Genomic DNA, 23,770 nt, shown 5'->3' with positions numbered 1-23,770 from the left:
TCTATAATAGCCATTTTATTTTTATTGATTTTAAATTAAATAGTTTGTCAAAACTTTTGACACTCTGTAAGTTTGTTTGGCAAACTATTTGATGACATACTACTTGGTTATACATAATTCTATATAAAACAAAAAATCATGATAGATATCAGAAATATTTATAAATCCTATCAGATGGGTAAAAACGTACTACCTGTTTTAAAAGGGATAAACTTCAATGTACAAAAAGGAGAAATGGTTTCTATTATGGGGTCTTCAGGTTCTGGGAAATCTACTTTGTTAAACATTATAGGTATTCTTGATGAGCCAGATCAAGGAACTTACCATTTGGATGGTTTAGAAGTAAAAGATTTAAATGAAAAGTTGGCGGCTCAGTATAGAAATAAATTTTTAGGGTTTATTTTTCAGTCTTTTAATTTGATTAACTACAAAACAGCCATAGATAATGTCTCTTTACCATTGTATTATCAAGGAGTATCTAGAAAAGAAAGAGAAGAAAGGGCTTTGTATTATTTAGATAAAGTTGGACTGGCTAAATGGTCTCATCATCTACCTAATGAATTGTCCGGAGGACAGAAACAACGTGTGGCCGTTGCCAGAGCTTTGGCTTCGGATCCAAAGGTCTTGTTGGCAGATGAACCAACGGGTGCTTTAGATACTAAAACATCGTATGAAGTTATGGAGTTGTTACAAAAAATTAATGATGAGGGTAAGACCATTATTATTGTAACGCATGAACACGATATTGCTAAAATGACTAAGAGAAATGTGGAGCTTAAGGACGGGGTAATTATTAGTGATACTATTATAGAACCTGTAAGAGCCGAATTGTATGTTTAATATAGATAGATGGCAAGAAATTTTCGATGCCATGTCCAAAAACAAACTCCGAACTTTTTTAACAGGTATTTCTGTAGGTTCTGGAATTTTTATTCTCATTATTCTTTTGGGGGTAGCAAATGGTTTTAAGAAAGGAACCCAAAGACAGTTTGCTAGAGATGCTTCTTCATTAATCGAATTTTGGTCGCAGAGAACTACCAAAGAGTATATGGGGTTAAACTCCGGAAGACAAATTAAAATGACCGTAAACGATTACAATTTAATTTCTAAGTGGCACGAAGATATAATTGAATACGAAGCTGCTTCTTTTAACAGAAATGGTTTAACCACAAATTATAAGGATAAAAGTGGTAGTTACCAGTTAGTAGGTTCTATGCCAGATAGACAGTTTATAGAGGCTGCAGACATGATAGCAGGACGTTTTATAAATCAGAACGATTATGATTATGGGTTAAAAGTGGTGGCTATAGGTAGTAAAGTAGCACAAGAACTTTTTGGAGATATTAAAAAAGCTACAGGGAAGTTAATTGAAACAGGAGGTGTTAAATATAAAGTGGTTGGGGTGTTTAAAGATCCTAATGATAGAGAGAATACACGACTGTATATTCCTCATTCTACCATGACTAAGATTTATAGTAGAACCAAGTGGGGGAGCGGTTTTATGTTTACGTTAGACTTAGATGATAATTACGAGCTTGCTTTGGCTAAATCAGAAGCTTTTGCCGAGCAAGTAAAAGCAAAACTGCAACGAATGCATAAGGTGCATCCAGATGATCCAAGAGCCATTCGTTTTTGGAACTCGGTAAAGGGAAATAAAGATTTATACCAATTAATATGGGGAATGAAGTTGTTTTTCTGGGCTATTGGAATTTTAACGCTTATAGCTGGTATTGTTGGGGTTAGTAATATTATGCTAATTATTGTTAAAGAAAGAACTAAAGAAATTGGAATTAGAAAAGCTTTAGGAGCTCAACCTAAAGGTATTATAGGAATGGTTTTACACGAGGCTATTTTTATAACCTCCATTTCTGGAATGATAGGATTGCTTTTTGGATTTGGAGTATTAGAGATAGTGGGTAAGAATTTACAAACTGATTTTATTTATCAACCCACTGTAGACTTTTCAATAGCTATTTCTACAGTAATATTATTAGTTATTTCTGGTACTATTGCAGGTTATTTTCCAGCAAAGTATGCAGCTAAAATTAAACCTATAATTGCTTTAAGAGATGAATAAATTTATAAGTAAAGATTTGTGGAACGAAATAATTTCGTCGCTAAAATCTAAGCCAGGACGTACCATGGTAACAGCTTTTGGAGTGTTCTGGGGAATATTTATTATGATTCTATTATTGTCTGCAGCAAGAGGTTTTGAAACAGGTATTAAACACAAGTTTAGCGGAATTGCAACCAATTCAATTTTTGTGTGGGCACAAAAAACATCCATGGAGTACAAAGGGATGCCAAAGAACAGATGGTATCGTTTTAATACCAAAGATGTAGAGGCTTTACAAGAAAATGTAAAAGGATTAAAAGTAGTATCACCTAGAAATGATTTTACAACTTCTATTGTACATGGTTTAAAAGAGGGAAGCTTTAATGTAGAGGGAAATAAACCACAATTTTTAAATCAGATTGCTTTAAAAATGACGCAAGGTCGTTTTTTAAACGAAGACGATTTAATTCATAAAAGAAAAATAGCAGTTATAGGAGTTGGTTTAATAGATGAACTTTTTGAGAAAGGAGAAGAAATAATAGGAAGTTTCATTAGGGTTAAAGGTGTAAACTTTAAAGTGGTAGGGGTGTATAAAGATACTTCTATAGATGGACAACAAAACGTTCGTGCTCAGCAAAAAATTCATATTCCATTCAATACCTTTTCGCAAGCATTTAATTTTGGAGACAGAGTAAATTACTTTTTTATTACGGCTGAGGATGGACAATCTGCATCGGAATTAAAGCCTAAAGTAATTAGCACCTTGCAGAAAATGCACAAAATTAATCCTAAGGACAAAAGAGCTATTGGGAATTTTGATTTGAATGATCGATTTGAAAAGTTTAACATGCTTTTTATTACACTAAAGGCTGTTTCTTTCTTTGTGGGGATTATGATTCTAATTTCTGGAGTAATTGGAATTAGTAATATTATGCTAATTGTTATTAAAGAAAGAACCAAAGAAATAGGAATAAGAAGGGCTATTGGAGCCACACCTTACATTGTAAAAAAACAAATTCTATTAGAGTCTATATTTTTAACTATTATCTCTGGTATGGCAGGTGTTGCCTTTGCCACATTTATCGTCTTTTTAGTAAATCTAAAGTTAGACACTATGGATCCATATGATTTAATGATTTTAAATCCGTCGATTGATTTAAAATTATTAGCCATCATATTCCTAATCCTAATTATTTCGGGCTTGTTAGCCGGAATGATTCCTGCTAGAAAAGCAGTAAAAATGAAACCAATAAACGCAATAAGAACTGAATAATACGCAAACAATGAAAAAATCTAAAACAATTTTAATTCTAATTATCATAGTAGTTGCTTTTGCAGCAGCTTTAGGATACTTATGGAAAAGAGATCAAAAAAAGCCTGTTGAATTTAAAACTAAGTCAGCAAGTGTACAAACCATTACCCAAAGTACTGTCGCTTCTGGTAAAATAACACCTAAAGAAGAGGTAATTATTAGACCGAACATTCCGGGAATTATAGAAAAGATTTACGTAGAAGCGGGAGATACTATAAAAACAGGAGATTTAATAGCTAGAATTAAAGTAATACCAACAGTAAATAACTTACAATCTGCAGCCAATAATGTAGAAAGAGCTAAGATTGATTTGAATGCGCAAGAGAAAATATTCAATCGTCAAAAGTCATTGTTTAATAAAGGGGTTATATCTGCCAATGATTTTGACAATAGCAAAGCAACATATTTACAAACCAAACAAAGATTTGTTTCGGCTACGGAAAATTACCAAATAATAAAAACAGGTACTACTAAAGGTTTTCAGAATTTGGCAAACACATTGGTAAAAGCAACTGTAGGTGGAGTTGTTTTAGAAGTTCCTGTAGAAGAAGGTGTTCAGGTAATTCCAAGTAATAATTTTAATGCAGGTACACAGTTGGCAACCATTGCAGATGTAAATAAAATGATTTTTGAAGGAACAATAGACGAAAGTGAAGTAGGAAAGTTAACAGAGGGAATGCCAATATCTATTAGTGTGGGGGCTTTACCAGATTTAAAGTTCGAAACTACTTTAGATTACATTGCTCCAAAAGGAGTAGAAAAGAATGGTGCGGTTCAGTTCGATATCGAATCATCTGTAAATATTCCTACCAATACAGTAGTTCGTGCAGGATTAAGTGCCAATGCATCTATTATATTAGAAAAAGCGGAGAATGTACTTTCTATTAAAGAATCTTTATTACAGTTTGATAAGAAAACCAAGAAACCTTATGTAGAAGTTTTAGTAGGAGAACAAGAGTTTGAACGTAAGGAAGTGGTTTTAGGTGTGAGTGATGGAATTACAGTTGAAATAAAAGAGGGGATTACAAAAGAAGATAAGATTAAAGATTGGAATGCTGTAGTACCAAATAAGAACAAGAAAAAGAAGAATTAATATGTGGTTAAAAAGAATCGTCATAGGTAGTTTGTTTGTTTTTGTAGGACTAGGGTCTGCAAACGCGCAAACAGCTTCAAAAACATGGACTTTACAAGACTGTATTCAATATGCTATAGACCATAATATTGATGTAAAGCAACAAGAATTAGGTTTAGAAGAAGCTAAAATAGCAACGAGTAATGCTAAGGGGAATTTCTTGCCAAATTTATCAGGAGCAGTGAATAGTAATTGGAATAGAGGTTTAAGTCAAAACTTGGTTTCTGGTAATAACGCTCAAACAGATGGATTTATAAGAAATTCATCTTATAGATTAAGATCGGTAGTGCCAATTTATAATGGATTAAAGAATTACAATACACTTCATCAATCTAAATTGCAAGAACTGGCGAGTCAGTTAAATATTGATAAATTAAAAGATGATATAAGGATTAATGTTGCAAGTAGTTATTTAGATGTTTTGTTACAAAAAGAGAATATCCAAATTCTTAAAAATCAATACAAACTAACATTAGAACAACTAAATAGATCTTCAGAACTGGTTAAGTCGGGGAATTTACCAGAAGGAGAGGTATTGCAATTGCAAGCTACTGCAGCAGCAGATTTACAACGAATGGTGCAAGCAGAAAATAGTTATGCCATTTCCAAACTGGGATTAAATAGATTGTTAAATATTAATCTTACAGAAAACATTGTAGTTAAGAAAGAAGATATTGACTTAATTGATATTGAAATTTTACAAACACCAGTAGAGAAGATCTTAGAAAAAGTCATTTCTTCTAGAAATGAGATTATGCTAACTAAAGCAAATGTAGATGTTGCTAAAGAAGGTGTTAAAATAGCTAAAGGAGATTATTTGCCAAACCTTTCTGGATTTGTGAATTTTGAAACAAGAGAGGCTGCAACTAGTTCATTTGATCAGTACTTAAGTAGTTTAAGAGATAACTCAGGTTTAACGGTTGGGTTAAGTTTAAGCATTCCAATTTTTAATCAAAATAGAACCAAAAACGGTGTTAAAAGAAGTAAAATAAATGTTTTAAGAAGAGAGAATCAATTGGAACAAACCAAACAAAAAGTAACTCAAGAAGTATATCAATCTTACTTAAACGCAAAGGCTACTTACAAAACATATTTAGCCAATCAAAAAACGGTTGAAGCACAAAAATTAGCTTTTGAATACCAACAAACGCGTTTTGATGTTGGACAAAGTAATTTATTAGATTATACACAAAGTAAAATTCAGTACCAAAACAGTGAGACTGAGTTATTACGTGTAAAATATAACCTATTATTTAGACTTAAAATATTGGAATTGTATTACAATCCAATTCAATAATCTATTCTACTTTTAGTTCAGCATTGCATAAAAAACACATATGTAATGCTGAACTTTTTTTTAAAAATCATTTGTGATTTATAATAATCTAAGTGTTATTGTTTTCTGATGGCAATCTAATTTACTTTTGAGATAGTTAAAACTACATTAGATACAATCATGAAATTATTTAGGCAACTATTCCTTTTAGCCACTTTTATTGTTCTCTTTTCTTGTAAAGAAACAGCATCAAAAACAACTGAAATAAGCAATTACAAAAACATTTCTTTTCAACCATTAGCAACATCGGTGGTAGAAAGTTTTTTCAATCATCAAACTCAAGAACAAGTTGTTGTTGAGCCGGGGTATTATGTATGGGGACTTTCTGTAGTAAAATGGGAAGGAAAATATCATGCATATTATTCTAGATGGAAAAAAAAGTATGAACATAAAGGTTGGATGACTCATTGCGAAATTGCTCACGGAATTTCGGATAGTCCCAAAGGGCCTTTTAAATTTGTAAACGTAGTTTTAGAAGCTAAAAAAGAAGGAGGTTGGGATGTGAACAATTCACACAACCCTTATGCTGTGGTTGCAAATGGTAAAATTTGTTTGTATTACATTGCAAATGATATTAGAAAAACTTATCCTTTTAAAGAGGGGGTAAATAGCTATCCTGACGAAGCATGGTTTGATGCCAATAGAATGGCTGTAAGAGATAGCCAATGTATAGGAGTTGCTGTAGCGGATCATCCTAAAGGACCTTTTGTACGTGCTGAAAATGTAGTTGTAAAACCAGACAATAAGAACTTTAAGAAAATTGCAGTAAATCCTGCGGTAATTTACAAAGATGGAGCGTATAAAATGATTATGAAAGGGGATGATCTAGCACATGATAGACCTTTTAGAATTCAGTTAGTTGGAGATGCAAAACATCCTGAAGGACCTTTTGAATTCAATCCAAAACCAGTATACGCAAAAGCCCAAACGGAGGATGCATGTATGTGGTACGATAAAATCATTAAAAAATATTATATGGTTTGTCATGTAATGGGAAAAAACGATTTGGCACTATTTAGTTCTATAAATGGAAAAGATTGGGAAGAAGATGAAAGAAGTGTGTTTATGAAAAAAGAATTTGTACTTTCAGACGGTACAATTTGGAAACCTAAACGTGTGGAGCGACCTTTTGTATTAACCAATGAAAATGGACAACCTATAATGATTTATGTGGCTGTTTATGATAAGAATGTTAATGGTAATATTGCCATTCCAATTCAGTGGAAATAAAAAATAAACCAAAACCAAGACTCTATGTTAATTAAAAAAATGTTAGCAGTTACTACAGTTATTGCATCAACTGCTATGTTTGTTTCTTGTGAAGCAAAAAAGACGTCTAAAAAAGAAGAAAAACAAGTACATAAGAATATCTTATTTATTCTGGCAGATGATTATGGTTACAACGATTTAAGTTACAGAAACAATAGTTTTTATGAAACTCCTAATATTGATAGAATAGCCAAAGAAGGAACAGCTTTTAACGATGGTTATGCCGCTTGTCAGGTATGTAGTCCGTCTAGAGCAAGTATTATGACAGGGACTTTCCCTGCAAGGCACGGAATTACAGATTGGATTGGTGCTAGGTCTGGAGAAAAATGGAGAGAAAAGAAACGTTTTTCTAAGTTGTTTCCAGCTGCATACAAACATGCTTTAGATGCTAAAGTAACTACTTTGCCAGAAGCTTTAAAAGAAGAAGGCTATAAAACTTTTTTTGCGGGTAAATGGCACATTGGAGACAAAGGTTCTTGGCCAGAAGATCACGGATTTGATATAAATATAGGAGGGTTTGAAGCAGGAGGACCAAGAGGAGGTTATTATGCTCCTTTTAAGAATCCTAATTTAAAGAATCCTAAGGATGGTACAAATTTAAGCATGCATTTGGCGAATGAGACGGTTGCTTTTATGAAACAACATAAGGAGGAAAAGTTTTTTGCATATTTATCTTTTTATGCAGTGCATGGACCTATACAAACAACACAAGAAAAGTGGAGTAAGTATAGAGAAAAGGCTGTTAAAAATGGAGTGGCAGAATCATCTTATAAAATGGGAGCTTTCTTACCAATAAGACATACGCAAGACAATCCTATTTATGGTGGGTTGGTAGAGAGTATGGACGATGCAGTTGGTGTGGTACTTAAAGGTTTAAAAGATTTAGGATTGGATGAGAATACCATTGTAGTGTTTACATCGGATAATGGAGGAGTTGCAGCGGGAGATTCTTTTTCAACGTCTAACTTGCCATTAAGGGCAGGTAAAGGGTACCAATATGAAGGAGGAATTAGAGAACCGTATTTTATTAAAGTTCCTTGGATGAAAAATCAAATAAAAGAAACCAATGTTCCTGCTTCGGGAGTAGATTTTTACCCTACTTTGTTAGATTTAGTGGGGGCAAAATTAAGACCAAGTGAACACAAAGATGGTGTAAGTTTAAAGTCAGTACTAGAAGGAAAAACGCTAGAAGATAGACCTCTTATTTGGCATTATCCTCACTATGGTAATCAAGGAGGGGAACCATCTTCTGTTATTCGTTTGGGAGATTGGAAACTTATTCATTATTACGAAGATGGTAGAAAAGAGTTGTACAACCTTGCCAAGGATTTGGGAGAGCAGTCTAATTTATCTAAAGAGAATCCAGAAATTGTAGCAAAACTAGACAAGATGTTGTTTGAGTACCTAGATAATGTAAATGCAAATTATCCAGAGAAAGATCCGTTGTATAGTGCGGCTAAAGAAGAAGAATATTTACGTAAAGTAGCTACCCAAAAGTTGCAGAATTTAGAAAAACAACGATTAAAGGTTTTAAATGAGAACTTTAAGCCAAATGCAGATTGGTGGGGGAGTAAGGCCACTGTAGACTAGTATAGTTTAAGTCTAGTTAACAAAACAGTTGTTTTGAACAATTAAATAATCATATGGTATAAATAAAAGGGGATACGTGTTTCCCCTTTTTTTATTTTTTGATGTAATTTGTTAGTAACACAAATCAATAATTAAAAATAAATAAAAATGATGAAGACTTACTTTGCTAGGTTAACGAGCATAGCGGTTTTAAGTTTGATGACTTTAGGGGCTTCTGCACAAAAGAAAACGGAAGCATTTCCTTTTAAATTACCAGACGAAAAACCTACAAATAGAAAGCTTAGTGCTTCTATGAATAGAAGTTATGATAAATATGCAGCTACACCTCAATTAAATGAGCTGTATACACAGTTTAAATATACCGAATTAAAAGGGTTTGATTATAGTAATCATGACGGAACCATTTCTCGTAGAGATCCTTCTAAAGTAATCTATAAGAATGGGAAGTACTATGTTTGGTATACTTACAGACATACTAAGACTCCACCAGTAGGAGGTAGAAATGCACATTTGGCAACAGATGAAATTCCTACGGCAGATTGGGATTTATGTGAAATATGGTATGCTACTTCTAAAGATGGATTTACTTGGGAAGAGCAAGGTGTTGCTATTACAAGACCAGAAAAACCAAATGCAGGTTGGCGTTCTGTAACAACAACCGATATTTTGGAATGGAAGGGAAAATACTACTTGTACTACCAAGGGTTTATGGAAGCAAGTGGGAAAAGAGGAGATGATTGTCCTGTGGCAGTTTCTTATGCTGACTCACCTGATGGTCCTTGGACACATCATAATAAAGTAGTAATTCCAAACGGTAAGCCAGGAGAGTGGGATCAGTATTCAATTCACGATCCATATCCATTAGTACACAATGGAAAGATCTATATATATTACAAGTCAGATGCTAACGGACAGCCAAATTTAGTTAGAATGCATGGTTTAGCTATTGGTGATAATCCATTAGGTCCATTTAAAAAACATCCATTAAACCCTATCTCTAGTTCAGGGCATGAGACAACTATGTTCCCATTTAAAAAGGGAATTGCTTCTATTGTAATTAGAGATGGTAATGAGCATAATACAATTCAGTATGCGGAAGATGGAGTTAACTTTAAAGTAGCTTCTATTATTGAATATCCACCAAATGCCGGAGGTCCTTTTATTCCAGATGCTTTTACAGATACAGAAAATGGAAGAGGAATTACTTGGGGTATCAGTCATTTTACTGCTGTAAATGGATGGAATACAAACCACGCAGTATTAACACGTTTCGACTGTGATTTAAGTCAAGATGTAAATGATTCTGATATGAAAAAGAATCACGTATACTTAAAGCCAGAGTTCTACTACCAGAAGTTAAGATTAAGTGGTAAGTCTAAGAAACGTATTGCTGAAGAAACGAAGAAATTGCAGAAATAATAGAGTTAGAATCTCTAATGATTAATAAGTAAAAAAGGCTTTTGAATTTTATTCAAAAGCCTTTTTTTAATTGTTGTAAGGATCCATTATGCTAATTGGCTTATGTCCTTGTTCTTTTGTTAGTTGCTTTTTGTTAAAACTTCCTTCAAATTCATTAGAATAAATTGAAGTATTATTCGTGTCTAATTTAAATCTAAATTTTCCTTTGATCTTACCTATTAAACAGGGTGCTGTGAAGTCCCAGTATTCCTTTGGTTTTATAAAGACCCTGTGATAGCTATTTCCACACCAGCTACTGGGTAAATATTCTATATCCTGCCATTTGTTTTTATAAAATACCTGTCTCTTTAAATAGAGTCTACTATCTTGTGCTGGAAGTGTTATGATAGAATCTGTTTTGTTAATTATATATATTTTAAAACCTTCTATACCCTTAGAAAATTGTTTTTTAAGATTTGGCTTTGCCAATATTTGAAATTTCTTAGCATTGGATATTTTAGATATGGCAGGAATTAGTTTTTTAGGAGCGTTATTATCTTGATAAAAACCTCCATATGCAGTAGTATCTATTTTACTAGTTCCTGCATAAAAATAACCTCTCAGTTTAAATTTTACATCAAGACACTTTTGTCCTGTTGATTGTTGAGAGCTAAAAAGTATAATAATTAGAAGTAGTAATTTTTTCATACTAGTGTTTTTACTATTGGTAACAAATATTGTTCCGAAGCTTTTATATAGCTTTTTGGGACGAGTCATTTTAAATTTATACAAAAATTATAAAAAGAAGCCCTGTATGATTTTCATACAGGGCTTTTAGATAAACTCATTATAAGTTAATTTACTCTACTACAAAAGTAGAAGTAGCTTGTATAGGAACTCCAGTATCAGAAATACCTTGGATTTCAATTAGATAATCACTCTTTAAGTCACTTGTAAAGAAACTTACTTCAGCGGTTCCTTTGCTGGTTACTCTTACAATAGGCTCCCAGTGGAGAGTAGTTCTTAAATCAGCCTTATTCATATCTTCAAAGCCATTCACATGGTCAGGCTTATAAAATTTTCTAGCGGTATAGAATCCTCTTGCATGGAAATCTATAATTCCAGGTTTTCTTTTTACACTTCTACTTCCAACATTTCCAGTACTAGAGTATAAAGCAATAACTCCATTACCAGCATTCATAAAGGTAGCTGCATCTGCTCCTTGTAATATATCTATAAAAGAAATTTCATCTCCATTAATACTCTGTAAAAAGCTTCCGTCTACTTCTAAACCATCTAACATTACTCTAGCAGGGTTGTTGTTTCTTCTTAGATATATAGTATCAGAAAAAACGCTAACACCGTTCATTTGACTTACTAAATCTAATGCAGTATAAGTTCCTGCTTCTAATACATCTGTTAAGACATCCATACGATTAGCACTACTCATTGGTGCTCCATAGTCGGTAAGACTATTCATTTCATCTTGTCTCTTTTCTAATTCGGTTTTCTTTCTTGCTATTAAGGTAATTTGATCTAAACGTTCAATTTCTTGATCGTATTTAAATTTTTCTTCTTTTATGTATTGTGTAACCTTTACAAAGGTTTCAATCTGTCTTTCTTTGTCTGAGGTTATGTTGTTTTTCTTATTAAAAAAGACATTGCTTTTTTGAATAGTGTCCGGACGATCTTTATCTACTAAAATAACCACATTTCTAGATTTACGTCTTGTAGATCCAAAACGATCTAACCTAGCTTGAATAATAACCGGAATAGAGTCAAAGAAACGAAAAGGACCATATTTAAATTTACCTAAAGAGTCAGATTGTTGTTCTTGCATTTCAGTAGTACCATAAAACACAATATTTGTTGGACAAGATTTTTCTGTATAAGGTCTTTTTAAATTTTTTGTAGTACCAGAAATATACAATCCTGTTTCAGGTTTATAAGTTGGTATGCTATCTTGCTTATTAATAATTTCTTGCCACGAAAAACGTCTCCATCCTTTGGTCATCATAACTAAGTCTAGCAAGTATCTTGTTTTGGCATCGTTTTCTTTTTCAAAAAAGTACCCTGCTTTATGAATAGCTCCTTTTAAGTCTGAATTTAGAAGCAACCAAGATTTTATATTTCCAGATTTGTTGTTGTATGGAAAAGCTTTTAAATCTCTAACCGCTAAAGATAAGCTTGTAGGTGTGCTTGTTCCTGTTTTATCGGTAACATCAAATTGTAAGGTTACTTTTTTACGACTATTCGTTACCTCAGAGGATTTGTTTATGTTTATTTTTAGATTGTTATTCGGATTGTCTACATAAACTAAACGCTCTGCAACGGGTCTTCCTTCGTTGTCAAATAAGGTGAAATTAACAATACCATCACTAAGGTTTGTTGTAGGTATTTTAATAATGTGATTTGATTTATTTGTTTCCTCGTAATGTTTGTGTAGTAATTTTCCTCTTTCATGAGCTACTAAATGAACTCCTTGTAATCCGTTCTCTACAGTAGCATTAATATTGGCAATTAGATATTTTCCATAATTGGTAATGTTTAATGTGTATCCACTATCTAAAGCTTTAGGTAATGGGTATTTTTCTTCCTTACCGTTTAATTTGATACTTGCATAGTATTCTTTTCCCTGTTCTGGAATGAATAAAAAACTACCAATTCCCATTTTAAGGGTTTTGATTGTCAGAATTTCGTTTCCTTCTTTGTCTTTAACTGTAGCTTCTAAATTAATTTCATGTGTACCGTCAGAAACTTCAAAAGCAACTTTGTTTTGAGTGTTTGCTACTAAGTAACCACCTTCTGGATAAAATTTAATTTCAGGTTTACTCTCTTTAACCTTTTTTGTAGGTTGGTTAGCTTTAGGAGTTGTAGTTAACTTTTCTTTGGAAGTTTCTTGATTAGACAAGCTGTCTTTCTTGTCTAATTGATATACTGGTATTTCTTTTTGAAAATAATAATCACTTCCATGATTTCTCATGTATTTAGTGTAAGCTCTTAATGTATATTTACCTGGTTTAAAGCTTTTTTTTATTTTAAAATCTCCAGCAACGCTTGTGTGATGTACGTATAGTTTTTTTCTGGCAACAATACTGTCTTTTTGATCCATTAATTCTACGTGTACAACCCTACTTTTTAAGGTTTTTTGCAATGAAATACCGTTTACCAAATAGGTGGTAAACCAAAGGTCTTCGTCTGTAGCGTAGTAAGGCTTATCGGTATGAATAAAAATTTTTTCAGGATGATTTTCTGTATAGCTTTCTAGATTTTGTTCAACTTTTTTAAAAAAATCGTTTTGATTTATAATGGCAAAGGACACAAGAGTCATTGCTAAAATCGAAAGAAATAATGGCTTTTTTTTCATAATAGTTGTAGTAGTTAGTGCCAAAGTTAGACTCAAAAATTGTGCTAAAGTTTGATTATAGGCATAAAAAAAGAGGAAACTTTAAAGTTTCCTCTTTTTTTATGTATTTTATATAGATTCTCTTATAGGTGAATCACTTCATCGTATGCAGCAGCAACTGCTTCCATTACCGCTTCAGACATTGTAGGGTGTGGGTGAACAGTTTTTAAAACTTCATGACCAGTAGTTTCTAATTTTCTACCTAATACAGCTTCAGCAATCATATCAGTAACACCAGCACCAATCATATGACATCCTAACCACTCTCCGTATTTAGCGTCAAAAATTACTTTCACGAATCCTTCTTTGTTTCCTGCAGCAGAAGCTTTACCAGAAGCAGAGAAAGGGAATTTTCCTACTTTAATTTCGTATCCAGCCTCTTTTGCAGCTTTTTCAGTTAAACCAACAGAAGCAATTTCTGGAGATGCATAAGTACATCCAGGAATGTTTCCATAGTCTATTGTTTCTGTATGTAATCCTGCGATTTTTTCTACACAAGTAATTCCTTCTGCGGAAGCAACGTGTGCTAAAGCTTGTCCAGGAACAACATCTCCAATAGCGTAATAACCAGGAATGTTAGTTTGGTAGTAATCGTTTACAATAATCTTATCTCTATCTACAACAATTCCAACATCTTCTAATCCAATGTTTTCAATGTTTGTTTTAATACCTACAGCAGATAAAAGAATGTCTGCTTCTAATTTTTCTTCTCCTTTTTTAGTCTTAACAGTTGCAACAACTCCGTCTCCTGAAGTATCTACAGATTCTACAGCAGAGTTTAACATTACCTTAATCCCAGACTTCTTTAAAGAGTTTCCAAAAGCTTTAGAAACATCTTCGTCTTCTACAGGAACTACATTAGGCATAAATTCTACAATTGTAACCTCTGTACCCATAGAGTTATAAAAGTGAGCAAACTCAACTCCAATAGCTCCAGAACCAACAACAATCATTTTCTTTGGTTGTTCTGGTAATGTCATTGCTTGTCTGTATCCAATTACTTTTTTACCGTCTTGTGGTAAATTAGGCAATTCTCTAGAACGAGCACCTGTTGCAATAATAATGTGATCAGCATCATATTCAGTAACTTTACCATCAGCATCGGTAACGTCTACTTTTTTTCCTGGCTTAATTTTACCAGTACCCATGATAACATCAATCTTGTTCTTTTTCATTAAGAATTGAACACCTTTGCTCATTCCTTCTGCAACTCCACGAGAACGTTTAATTACTGCTTCAAAATCTTTATCGATAGCTTCAGCTTTTAAACCATAGTCATCTACATGCTTTAAGTAGTCGTATACCTGAGCACTTTTTAATAAAGCTTTTGTAGGAATACAACCCCAGTTTAAACAGATACCTCCTAAAGATTCTTTTTCAACAACAGCGGTTTTAAATCCTAATTGTGAAGCTCTAATAGCAGTAACATATCCTCCAGGTCCACTTCCTATAACAATAACGTCGTATTTCATGTGTATATTTTTTTTATAGTAAAATAAATTCCAATGCTTACAAATGTATGAATTCAAAACTAAAATCCATAGAGCTCGTGGGCTTATTCTAGGTGTTTAGTAACCATTTGGTAATGTGTTTTTTTGATGTTTTTGTTTTTTATAGGTTGTTTTTGTGGTGATATGTTAATTTTATAGCTGCTATTTTATTTATTTTGTAATAAAGTATGCTTCTGTGGTGAGATAACTGTAATTTTTTAATTTAACAAAAAGATGGATATTGTTAAGAGATTTTTATAAAAAACAGGATGCTATTGCACCCTGTTTTGAATAATTGATAATATGGAACTCTATATTTAATGTGTCTCCCATATTTTAAAATTATCAAAAAGAATAGCAGCTCCAGTTATGGTTGGGCCAAACTTATTAAGCTTAGGGTGGGAGATACCTTCTGATTGTATTTGAGCTATATAATTGTTAACGTTACATTGTAAAATGTCCCCTTTTTTAATGATTTTAACATGATACCATTCACCATCTTTAAAAGCATGTTTAACAATAGATTTTTTACTATTAATTAGTTTTTTGAGTTTATTACTATTAGGATTTTGTTTTCTTTTTTTTCTAACCTCTAAGTTCATGGTTCCAGTTTTGTCATCTTGAACATAAAAACTGTTTTTGGTGAATGAAACTCTAGAAATATGACCTGCCCAAACCGTTTTACATTTGCTATCGTCCATTACCATATTAAAACGTTTGCCTCCTTTAAATTTAAAGTCGAATTCTATAATTACATCTGAAAAATTAAAATGAGCTCGTGTAACAGAACCATGCCCAGCATGCTTTAATTCTTTGCTAACCAAAGTTCCCTTTTCAATAGTAAAAGCTCCATTGAATTTTTCCTTTATTTCCCATTGATTACCTATTTCTTTTCTGTTAAAATCATCAGAAAAAAGAAGTTTCCCTTTTGTTGCTGTTATAGGGGTGATTTTATTGGACTGAGCATTAGAATTGCTAGTTATAAAGAATAGTAGCAATAATGTGTAAATTGTAAATTTCATAAATGATTTATTTTTTCTTCTTTTTTAACTTTCTAGCTTCCGTTTTAGCTACCAATTCGTTGTATTGAGCAATTCTTTTAGGTCTAGCTTTATTAAATATAGCTCCCTTGCCAAACATTCTAGGATCTCCTTGTTTTTTTAACTCCTTAAAGAGAGCAGTTTTCATTTTCTTCCTTAGTTTCGATAGTTTTTCATCTGCTGCCAAATTGTTCATGCAAAAAGGATCTTTTTTAATATTGTAAAGTTCTTCTTTAGGTCTTTTTCCAAAATTTAATTGATGGAACAAGTTACTTTTGTCTAGTTCCATGATTTCAGCTTTGGTAGGACTATAGTCAGTATCTCTGTAACCTGTTTTTTCTTCTCCACAGGGCCATCTATTAGGTTCAAAATTATGCATATACACATAATCTCCTTTATGATAACTTCTAACAGGGTAACCCCAGCCATTAGGTCTAACCATATCGTTTCTTTCCCTACCTGTAAGAACTGTATTTCTACCTTTTACATTATTGTTAAAGAAATCGGTTAAACTTTTACCTTGAATTTGGGGCATTCCAGAATTGATTTGCTCAAGACCAGAAACCTCCAAAAGAGTAGGAGCAATGTCAATAAAGCTAGCAAATTCAGAACAACTTCTTCCAGGGTTTTTAATTTTTCCTGACCAACTTACTACAAATGGAATTCTGGTAGAAAATTCATGCGGATGTCCTTTGTACCTAGGAAAAGGCATAGAATTATCCGAAGTAGCAATAATAATAGTGTTTTCTAATTCCCCTACTTTTTCTAAATGCTTTAGAATATTCCCTAAATGCTGATCAAAATATTCAACTTCTACAGCATAATCTAAAATGTCGTTTTTAACACGTTCGTTTGCTGGCCAAAATGAAGGTTGAAACTTTAAGTCTTCTATTTTTTTCCCTAATCGGACACCACTTTTGTACTCATAACCTCTGTGGGGTTCTTTACATCCGTACCAGAAAAAGAAAGGTTTATTTTTAGGTCTATCTTTAATGAAGTCTTTAAAATTCTCGGTGTAATCGTATAATGCTACACCTTTTAAAGGCTTTTTGTCAATCTTTTTTTTGTTGTACTCTTTACCAGTTAAATTCCTTCCTGCAGGATGAATTCCAGGATTCCAACCTTTTCCAGTGAATCCCGAAAAATATCCATTATCTGTAAGTACCTCAATAAAGCTCTTAAATTTTTCAGGCCAAATAGGTTGGTGGTTGGCTGCAGCTTCTAATTGCCAAGGATTACGACCTGTTAGGATTACAGCTCTAGAAGGAGCACATTTACTACTAGGAGTAAACATGTTGTTAAATACCAGTCCTTGTTGCCCTATTTTATCAAAATTAGGAGTGTTTACAAATTTATGTCCATAAATACTAGTATGAGACATGTCATCTGCAATTACGAATAAGATGTTAGGCTGTTTGTTTTGAGCTAATGATAATAGACTTGTTAGTGTAGACAATATACATAGTTTTAAGAATATTTTATTCATTTTTAATTTGCTATAGGAAATAAAGTCATTCTTAGGTAAGTACTACCAAGTGGTATCAATTCTATAAATTCACGTTTGTTACTTAATTCTAGTTTTTTTGGAAATATTTTTAGATGCTTGGTTCCGTTAAGATGCCAGTTTAATACTTGCTTAACTGGTACTTTCATTTTAACAGGACTATTTTTTACACTCCACGGATAATTGGTTTTACTATTGTTAGAAGTAAACTGAATTTCGCTATTGTTTTTAATATCTAGAGCGTAATTCCAAGTAGATGTAGGGTACATAAGCCTATTTGGGAAATCTCTTAGTTTTGGATCTCCTATATAAGGAAATGTAATGGTTTTGTTTTTAACGGGTAATGCATACACCAAAGGACCTCTTTCAATAGCAAATCCGGTATTGTTTTCTCCCCATGAAGTAATTTTATTTTCCATAGGCAATACCAGTTTTATAGCGTCTTTGTTTTTGAATTTACGCTCTAAAGTTAGCATGCCTTTGTGGATTTTAATGTCTTTAACTTTTTTGTTATTGATGTATACTTTAGGGTTGCTACACCATTTAGGTATACGCATGGTAAAAGAAAAACGATTTGTTTTATCCATTTCAAAATGAAATTTTATTTTTTCATTAAAAGGGTATTGGGTTTTTTGATGAACCTTTATTGAATTTCCTTTACTGGTAAAATTAAAATCAGAACTTCCATACAATGCCGCGATAATTCCTGAGTCATCAGCTTTTTTTAGCCACATCCTACTTGCGTAAACAGGAAACATTCTTTGGATATTACCTGTAGAACACTCAGTATCATGTCCTGTGCGGTAACACATACGACCTAAAGCCATACTTCCCCAATTTAATTTAGCGTTAAACTGGCTTGTTTCTTCAGCTGCTACAGGTTGGTTAGGAGCAGAGTAATACTGATGTGCTTTAAATTCTTTATCCATAGCTCCAAAACCAGCATTAAATATACAGCGTTCTAGTAGGTCTCCCCAGTGTCCATTATTGGTTGCCATTAATAAATAACCAGCACTCCAAGATAAATCGACGATGTCACAAGTTTCGTGAGCTAAATCTACTGCTTTACCTTCTAAATGCTCTACAGAACTTGGGCAACCGTCTACCAACATATGATGCTTTACAATTTTATTAAATTGATGGATAGATGCTTTTAAATACCTCTCCTTACCAGTGTACATATAGAGTAGTGCTGGAATTTTTACTTGTTCCATATTGCTAACTCCATGACCATGTGGGATTTTATCCGATAACATTTGATCTAGCAGTTTAGATGGTAAGTTCTTGTTTAGACTCGTTTTACTATACTCACCTCCTTCGGTTGTGTTTTTACTATTATGAAAACTGTTGATAGCTAAATGTAACAATCTCTTGTCCCCAGTTTTATCATACAACCATAAAATAGATTCAATGCTAAATAAAGCTCTACCACTATTAAATAAACGGGGAGTTTTTAAAAAGTGGTTTGTTAATTTCTGAAGAATAGAGTTGTCTTTGGTAATCTCATACCTGGCCATTAATCCTCTAAAATAGACTACACGACTCCAGTCGTTACACATAACTTGTCCTAATATCCCTGTTGCAGGGACTTTGTTTAAAGTGTAATTAAAGTCTTTGTTTGCAAAGTCTATTAGTTTCTTATTGTTAATTAATAGACCACATCTATAAGTTCCGTCTAAAAAATATGCTGTTTGTTCGTAAGGCCAATCCTCACTACCTGCATGACCTTCTGGAATTTGAATGTCTGTAGTCCACATGCGAGTGTTAAAAGGATAGCCAGATACGGTAGGGTTTCCTCCTAAACCCTGGGCTTGTTTCACTAAAACTTGTTTTAGCCAGCCAGAGGGCTTAGTTTGGTTTAGAGGAAGTTCTTTGTATTTTCCATAGTAGGTTTGCCCCAGTGTACTTAAAGTTACTAGAGATATGATGGCGTATAAAAAGGAAGTAATTATTTTATTCATAATTAAAAAGCTTTAAGCATGATAGATTTTTTTATTAGTATCATTTAATAATAATCCCAAAAATCTTCTGTATAGCCATTATGTTCTTTATAATCGTTGAGTTCTATTGCTTTTTTACGCATTTCCTTTTTCATTTGCGCAAGGACCTCTTTATATTCTGGTAAAAAGGCTAGGTTAGTGGTTTCCCATGGATCTTTTTTATAGTTAAATAATAGGGTTACTTTACTACCCGAAGTAATTGAAATTTTGTTTTTTCTATCATAATCAGGAGCTTGTACAAATTCTATTAATTTGTAATCTCCCTTTCTATAAGCCCTTTGATGCTGTCTGTAAGCATGGTATGTATATTCTCTAACTTGTTGTTTTTTACCATCAATTACAGGCTTTAAACTCTTACCTGTAACAGAAGTCGGCTTTTTAATATTTGCCATGTCACAAATAGTAGGGTAGATATCGTGTATGTAACTTAAAGCGTTAAATCGTTTTCCATTTCCTTTTACTTTTCCAGAAATAATTAAAGGTACATGAATTCCATCTTCATCATATACATTTTGTTTCCCCATTAATCCATGATTTCCAACTGCTAAACCACTATCACCAGATAAAACAATAATAGTGTTTTCGTATTGACCTGTTTTCTTTAAAGACGCAATAACTCTACCTATTTGACTGTCTACATGACTAATAATGGCATAGTAGTCCGATAGTTCTTTTTTTGCTACTGCTTCTGTTCTTGGCCAAGGAGCCAGCTGTTCATCTCTTAAGTATAAATGTCCATTGTCAAAAGGATGTTGAGGAAGGTAAGAGGGAGTTAGCTTTATCTTTTTCTCTGGATACATTTTTTTGTATTTCTTAGGTGCTTGCCTAGGATCGTGAGGTGCGTGAAAAGCCAAATACATAAAAAAGGGTTTGTTTCCTTCTTGTTTTAAAACAAAATCTACTGCTTCATCCCCAAAAATCTCAGAAGTGTGTGGACCATCTTTTTCAGTTTTTAAAGGTCCTCTTTTTTCTCCTTTAGCAACTTTTCTTGTAGTTCTATTTCCTTTTTCATCGTAAGTATAAATAAAAGCATCTTTCTTTTTATAGTTTCCATCTTTTCTCCACTTCCACAAAGGCATTCTGTAATGATCTGTTAAATAGATTCCTCTACTCATCATAGAACCACCACTGTTAAAAATTCGTCCTAAAGATTGATTGTCTTGATGCCATTTTCCTACAATATGAGAATGGTACCCTGCGTTTTGAAAAGCTTCTCCAATAGCTACATGCTCTTTAGGAATGGTATGTCCTAAACCGTTTAATTGAAAAAGATTTCTCCCGGTTAATAATTGAGCCCTACTAGGCATACAAGTAGCACCCGTATAAGCACCCATTAAATAGGTGTTGTCGAATATATATCCTTCGTTTGCTAGTTTGTCAATATTAGGTGTTTTTACGCCTTCACCAGCTAAAGCATGTATTCCAGAATATCTATGGTCATCTGTATAGATTAGTAATACGTTTGGTTTCTTTTGTTGAGCAAAAGTGTTTAAACTAAAAAGAGTTCCTAGGATTAGAGCAATTACGTTTGTTTTCATTTAAGTACAGCGTTCGTTTTTTGGGTACAACCCCAATTTAATTATAATTACAAATTAACGAACAGATGGCTTAAAATAAGGGTTGTTGTATGGGTGAAAATAAGGGTCAAACCTCTGTAAATGTATAAGGTTTGGTTAAAATAGAGATACTATTTGTGATAAGAGAATTCTGTTAAGATTGTCTATATTGAAGAGACTCTCTATTAGGAATTAAATACGGGGTCGTTAAATTTAAAACGTTTAGCAAGTAGATAAATTACACCATTTACAAACATATGTAGTACTACTAGGCAGATTAGAGCGTACAGAGGCACTCCTAAAAATTGATAAGGCCAAGAGTAAGTCCAAACTCCTAGGTTAATAGTAATAACTTCTCCAAAGGCTGGAAAAACCAATGCCAATAGAAATGTAATAATTGCTTTAGAGCCTAAGGTAGGATTTGGTAAAGCAGAAAAAAGCTCTTTTTCTAATTTATAGATGTAACTAAAAGCCAACATCCAAGCAAATGGTAACCATAATGGTAAATTAGTATTTACATCATGATATTCCCAGTAGGCATTTTCGGTACCCCAGTATTCTGCTGCAATACCTAGGATTCCTGTAAAAAACATTCCAATAGGAACAATCCAATATTTGTTTCCACCTTTAAACCCAAGGCTATACATAGAGTGTATTACTTTGGCAAATAATATAAGTGCAACAATCCAATCGTATTGATGTAATAAGCCAATAAACACTCCAGCAATACAAATTTTAAGTATTGCTTTTAGGAGTGATATGTAGATTGTTTTATTCAAGTATTAAATAATTGAAAGATTCAAAGATTTGTTAATAATCAATAGGAAGTAGACAGTTGCTGTTACATTCTTTCAGGAACGTCTATACCTAATAAGTTAAAAGCAGATTTAATAGTTTCTCCAACTTGTTTAGACAATTGCGTTCTAAATATTTTAACAGCTTCATCTTCGCAACCTAATATATAAGAGCTTTGGTAAAAAGAATTGTACTCTTTTACCAAATCGTATGTATAGTTAGCTACCAAAGCAGGGCTATGGTTTTTTGCAGCTTGTTGCACTGTGTCTGCGTATTGTTGTAAAGTCTTAATTACAGCCAATTCCTTTTCCGAAATTTCAATGCTTTGCTTCTCAGAGAAGTCAAAATCAGCTTTTCTTAAGATAGACTGAATACGAGCATAGGTGTATTGAATAAAAGGTCCTGTATTTCCGTTAAAATCAATAGATTCTTTAGGGTCGAATAAAATACGTTTTTTAGGGTCGACTTTTAAAATGTAGTATTTTAAGGCCCCCATTCCTATTATTTTGTACAACTCCTCTTTTTGTTCGTCAGAATATCCTTCTAACTTTCCTAATTCTTGAGAAATTTCTCTGGCAGTATCTACCATTTCCTTCATCAAATCATCTGCATCTACAACTGTACCTTCTCTAGATTTCATTTTACCAGATGGTAAATCTACCATTCCATAAGACAAGTGATACATATTAGCTGCCCAAGCGTATCCTAATTTTTTTAGAATTAAGAACAACACTTTAAAATGATAATCTTGTTCGTTACCTACTGTGTACGTTAATCCGTTAATGTCAAATTCTTGAAAACGTTGAATGGCTGTACCTATATCCTGAGTAATGTATACAGATGTTCCATCACCTCTTAATACCAATTTTTCATCTAGACCTTCATCTGTTAAGTCAATCCAAACAGAACCATCTTCTTTTTGGTAGAAAATCCCTTTTTCTAATCCTTCTTTTACACAGTCTTTACCTAATAAATAAGTTTCGCTTTCGTAGTAATTTTTGTGAAAATCAACCCCTAAGTTTTTGTACGATATTGCAAATCCATCATACACCCACTGGTTCATTGTTTTCCAAAGGTTTACTACTTCTTCGTCACCAGCTTCCCACTTGCGTAACATATCTTGAGCTTCTAATAAAATAGGAGCTTGTTTCTTAGCTTCTTCTTCTGTTTTACCTTGGGCAATTAAAGTGTTGATTTCTTCTTTGTAAGCTTTGTCAAAAGCAACATAGTAGTTACCTACTAATTTGTCACCTTTTAAATTGGTAGACTCAGGAGTTTCTCCATTTCCAAACTTTTGCCATGCCAACATACTTTTACAAATATGAATACCACGGTCGTTAATAATTTGGGTTTTGTATACTTTTTTTCCTGCTCCAGCAATAATTTCGGCAACAGAAAAACCTAATAAGTTGTTACGAACGTGCCCTAAGTGTAAAGGTTTGTTGGTGTTTGGAGAAGAGTATTCTACCATTACGGCTTTGTCTCCTTCTTTAGGACTAACAATTCCATAGTTTTCAGTTTCATAGATGTTGTAAAAACTGTCTACAAAAAAGTTAGGGTTGATAGAGATGTTTAAGAAACCTTTTACCATGTTAAAATTGGTAACTAGGTCTACATTTTCTGTTAAGTATTCTCCAATTTGAGTTCCAATTTGTACAGGGTTCCCTTTTACAAATTTTAGTAGGGCAAAAACCACTACAGTAATATCTCCTTCAAACTCCTTGCGAGTGGCTTGGAATTCTACAGAAGGGATTTCAATATTAAAAATTTCGTTACATGCCTTTTTAACAGCAATTTCTAAATGGTTTTGGATACTCATTTTTGTGTATTTCTTTAGCGTGGCAAAAATACACAAATTATGGAACTGAGCGGTAGAATTTACCTTT

General features: G+C 33.0%; 17 protein-coding genes. 8 read left to right on the top strand and 9 right to left on the bottom strand.

Annotated elements, in window-relative coordinates:
- Positions 1–138: 138 nt before the first annotated feature.
- The 8 genes from ACXHHC_RS03795 (at position 139) to ACXHHC_RS03760 (ending at position 10,114) form a co-directional block, all read left to right on the top strand.
- The gene (locus tag ACXHHC_RS03795; RefSeq protein WP_458228327.1) at positions 139–840 is read left to right on the top strand and encodes an ABC transporter ATP-binding protein; all 702 of its coding nucleotides are present in this window, start codon (positions 139–141) and stop codon (positions 838–840) included.
- The gene (locus ACXHHC_RS03790) at positions 833–2,077 is read left to right on the top strand and encodes an ABC transporter permease (protein ID WP_458228326.1); all 1,245 of its coding nucleotides are present in this window, start codon (positions 833–835) and stop codon (positions 2,075–2,077) included. The genes ACXHHC_RS03795 and ACXHHC_RS03790 overlap by 8 nt, the downstream gene beginning before the upstream one ends.
- Positions 2,070–3,329, top strand: a complete 1,260-nt coding sequence (locus tag ACXHHC_RS03785; protein WP_458228325.1) for an ABC transporter permease — start codon at positions 2,070–2,072, stop codon at positions 3,327–3,329. Before ACXHHC_RS03790 ends, ACXHHC_RS03785 begins: the two co-directional genes overlap by 8 nt.
- A gap of 10 nt (positions 3,330–3,339) precedes the next feature.
- A complete protein-coding gene (locus ACXHHC_RS03780) occupies positions 3,340–4,461 on the top strand; it encodes an efflux RND transporter periplasmic adaptor subunit (RefSeq protein ID WP_458228324.1) in 1,122 nt (373 codons plus the stop codon).
- A gap of 1 nt (position 4,462) precedes the next feature.
- Positions 4,463–5,797 carry a TolC family protein gene (locus ACXHHC_RS03775; RefSeq protein WP_458228323.1) on the top strand — a complete coding sequence of 445 codons (1,335 nt, stop codon included), beginning with the start codon at positions 4,463–4,465 and terminating at the stop codon, positions 5,795–5,797.
- A gap of 159 nt (positions 5,798–5,956) precedes the next feature.
- Positions 5,957–7,066 carry a glycoside hydrolase family protein gene (locus ACXHHC_RS03770; protein WP_458228322.1) on the top strand — a complete coding sequence of 370 codons (1,110 nt, stop codon included), beginning with the start codon at positions 5,957–5,959 and terminating at the stop codon, positions 7,064–7,066.
- A gap of 24 nt (positions 7,067–7,090) precedes the next feature.
- The gene (locus tag ACXHHC_RS03765; protein ID WP_458228321.1) at positions 7,091–8,695 is read left to right on the top strand and encodes a sulfatase; all 1,605 of its coding nucleotides are present in this window, start codon (positions 7,091–7,093) and stop codon (positions 8,693–8,695) included.
- A 147-nt stretch (positions 8,696–8,842) separates the two neighbouring features.
- A complete protein-coding gene (locus tag ACXHHC_RS03760) occupies positions 8,843–10,114 on the top strand; it encodes a glycoside hydrolase family 117 protein (RefSeq protein ID WP_458228320.1) in 1,272 nt (423 codons plus the stop codon).
- A 66-nt stretch (positions 10,115–10,180) separates the two neighbouring features.
- On the opposite strand, the gene ACXHHC_RS03755 is transcribed toward ACXHHC_RS03760, so the two are convergent.
- The 9 genes from ACXHHC_RS03755 to argS all read right to left on the bottom strand — a co-directional run bounded on the left by ACXHHC_RS03755 (position 10,181) and on the right by argS (position 23,703).
- Entirely contained in the window at positions 10,181–10,801 is a 621-nt protein-coding gene (locus tag ACXHHC_RS03755; RefSeq protein ID WP_458228319.1) for a hypothetical protein, read from the bottom strand.
- Positions 10,802–10,952: 151 nt separating this feature from the next.
- On the bottom strand, positions 10,953–13,460 hold the full coding sequence (locus tag ACXHHC_RS03750; RefSeq protein WP_458228318.1) for a hypothetical protein: 2,508 nt from the start codon (positions 13,458–13,460) through the stop codon (positions 10,953–10,955).
- A gap of 122 nt (positions 13,461–13,582) precedes the next feature.
- Positions 13,583–14,971: a dihydrolipoyl dehydrogenase gene (lpdA, locus tag ACXHHC_RS03745; RefSeq protein ID WP_458228317.1), complete on the bottom strand. Its 1,389-nt coding sequence runs from the start codon at positions 14,969–14,971 to the stop codon at positions 13,583–13,585.
- A 335-nt stretch (positions 14,972–15,306) separates the two neighbouring features.
- Positions 15,307–16,011: a family 16 glycoside hydrolase gene (locus ACXHHC_RS03740; protein WP_458228316.1), complete on the bottom strand. Its 705-nt coding sequence runs from the start codon at positions 16,009–16,011 to the stop codon at positions 15,307–15,309.
- A gap of 7 nt (positions 16,012–16,018) precedes the next feature.
- Positions 16,019–17,515 carry a sulfatase family protein gene (locus ACXHHC_RS03735; protein ID WP_458228315.1) on the bottom strand — a complete coding sequence of 499 codons (1,497 nt, stop codon included), beginning with the start codon at positions 17,513–17,515 and terminating at the stop codon, positions 16,019–16,021.
- A 2-nt stretch (positions 17,516–17,517) separates the two neighbouring features.
- Positions 17,518–19,494: a beta-L-arabinofuranosidase domain-containing protein gene (locus ACXHHC_RS03730; protein ID WP_458228314.1), complete on the bottom strand. Its 1,977-nt coding sequence runs from the start codon at positions 19,492–19,494 to the stop codon at positions 17,518–17,520.
- 44 nt (positions 19,495–19,538) lie between these two features.
- A complete protein-coding gene (locus tag ACXHHC_RS03725; RefSeq protein ID WP_458228313.1) occupies positions 19,539–21,071 on the bottom strand; it encodes a sulfatase-like hydrolase/transferase in 1,533 nt (510 codons plus the stop codon).
- Between the two features lie 203 nt (positions 21,072–21,274).
- The gene (locus tag ACXHHC_RS03720; protein WP_458228312.1) at positions 21,275–21,868 is read right to left on the bottom strand and encodes a hypothetical protein; all 594 of its coding nucleotides are present in this window, start codon (positions 21,866–21,868) and stop codon (positions 21,275–21,277) included.
- Positions 21,869–21,930: 62 nt separating this feature from the next.
- Positions 21,931–23,703, bottom strand: coding sequence for an arginine--tRNA ligase (gene argS / locus ACXHHC_RS03715; protein ID WP_458228311.1), 1,773 nt, complete (start codon positions 23,701–23,703; stop codon positions 21,931–21,933).
- Positions 23,704–23,770: the final 67 nt, after the last annotated feature.

Source organism: Wenyingzhuangia sp. IMCC45574, assembly GCF_054182685.1.
This window is presented reverse-complemented; position numbering and strand designations above follow the sequence as displayed.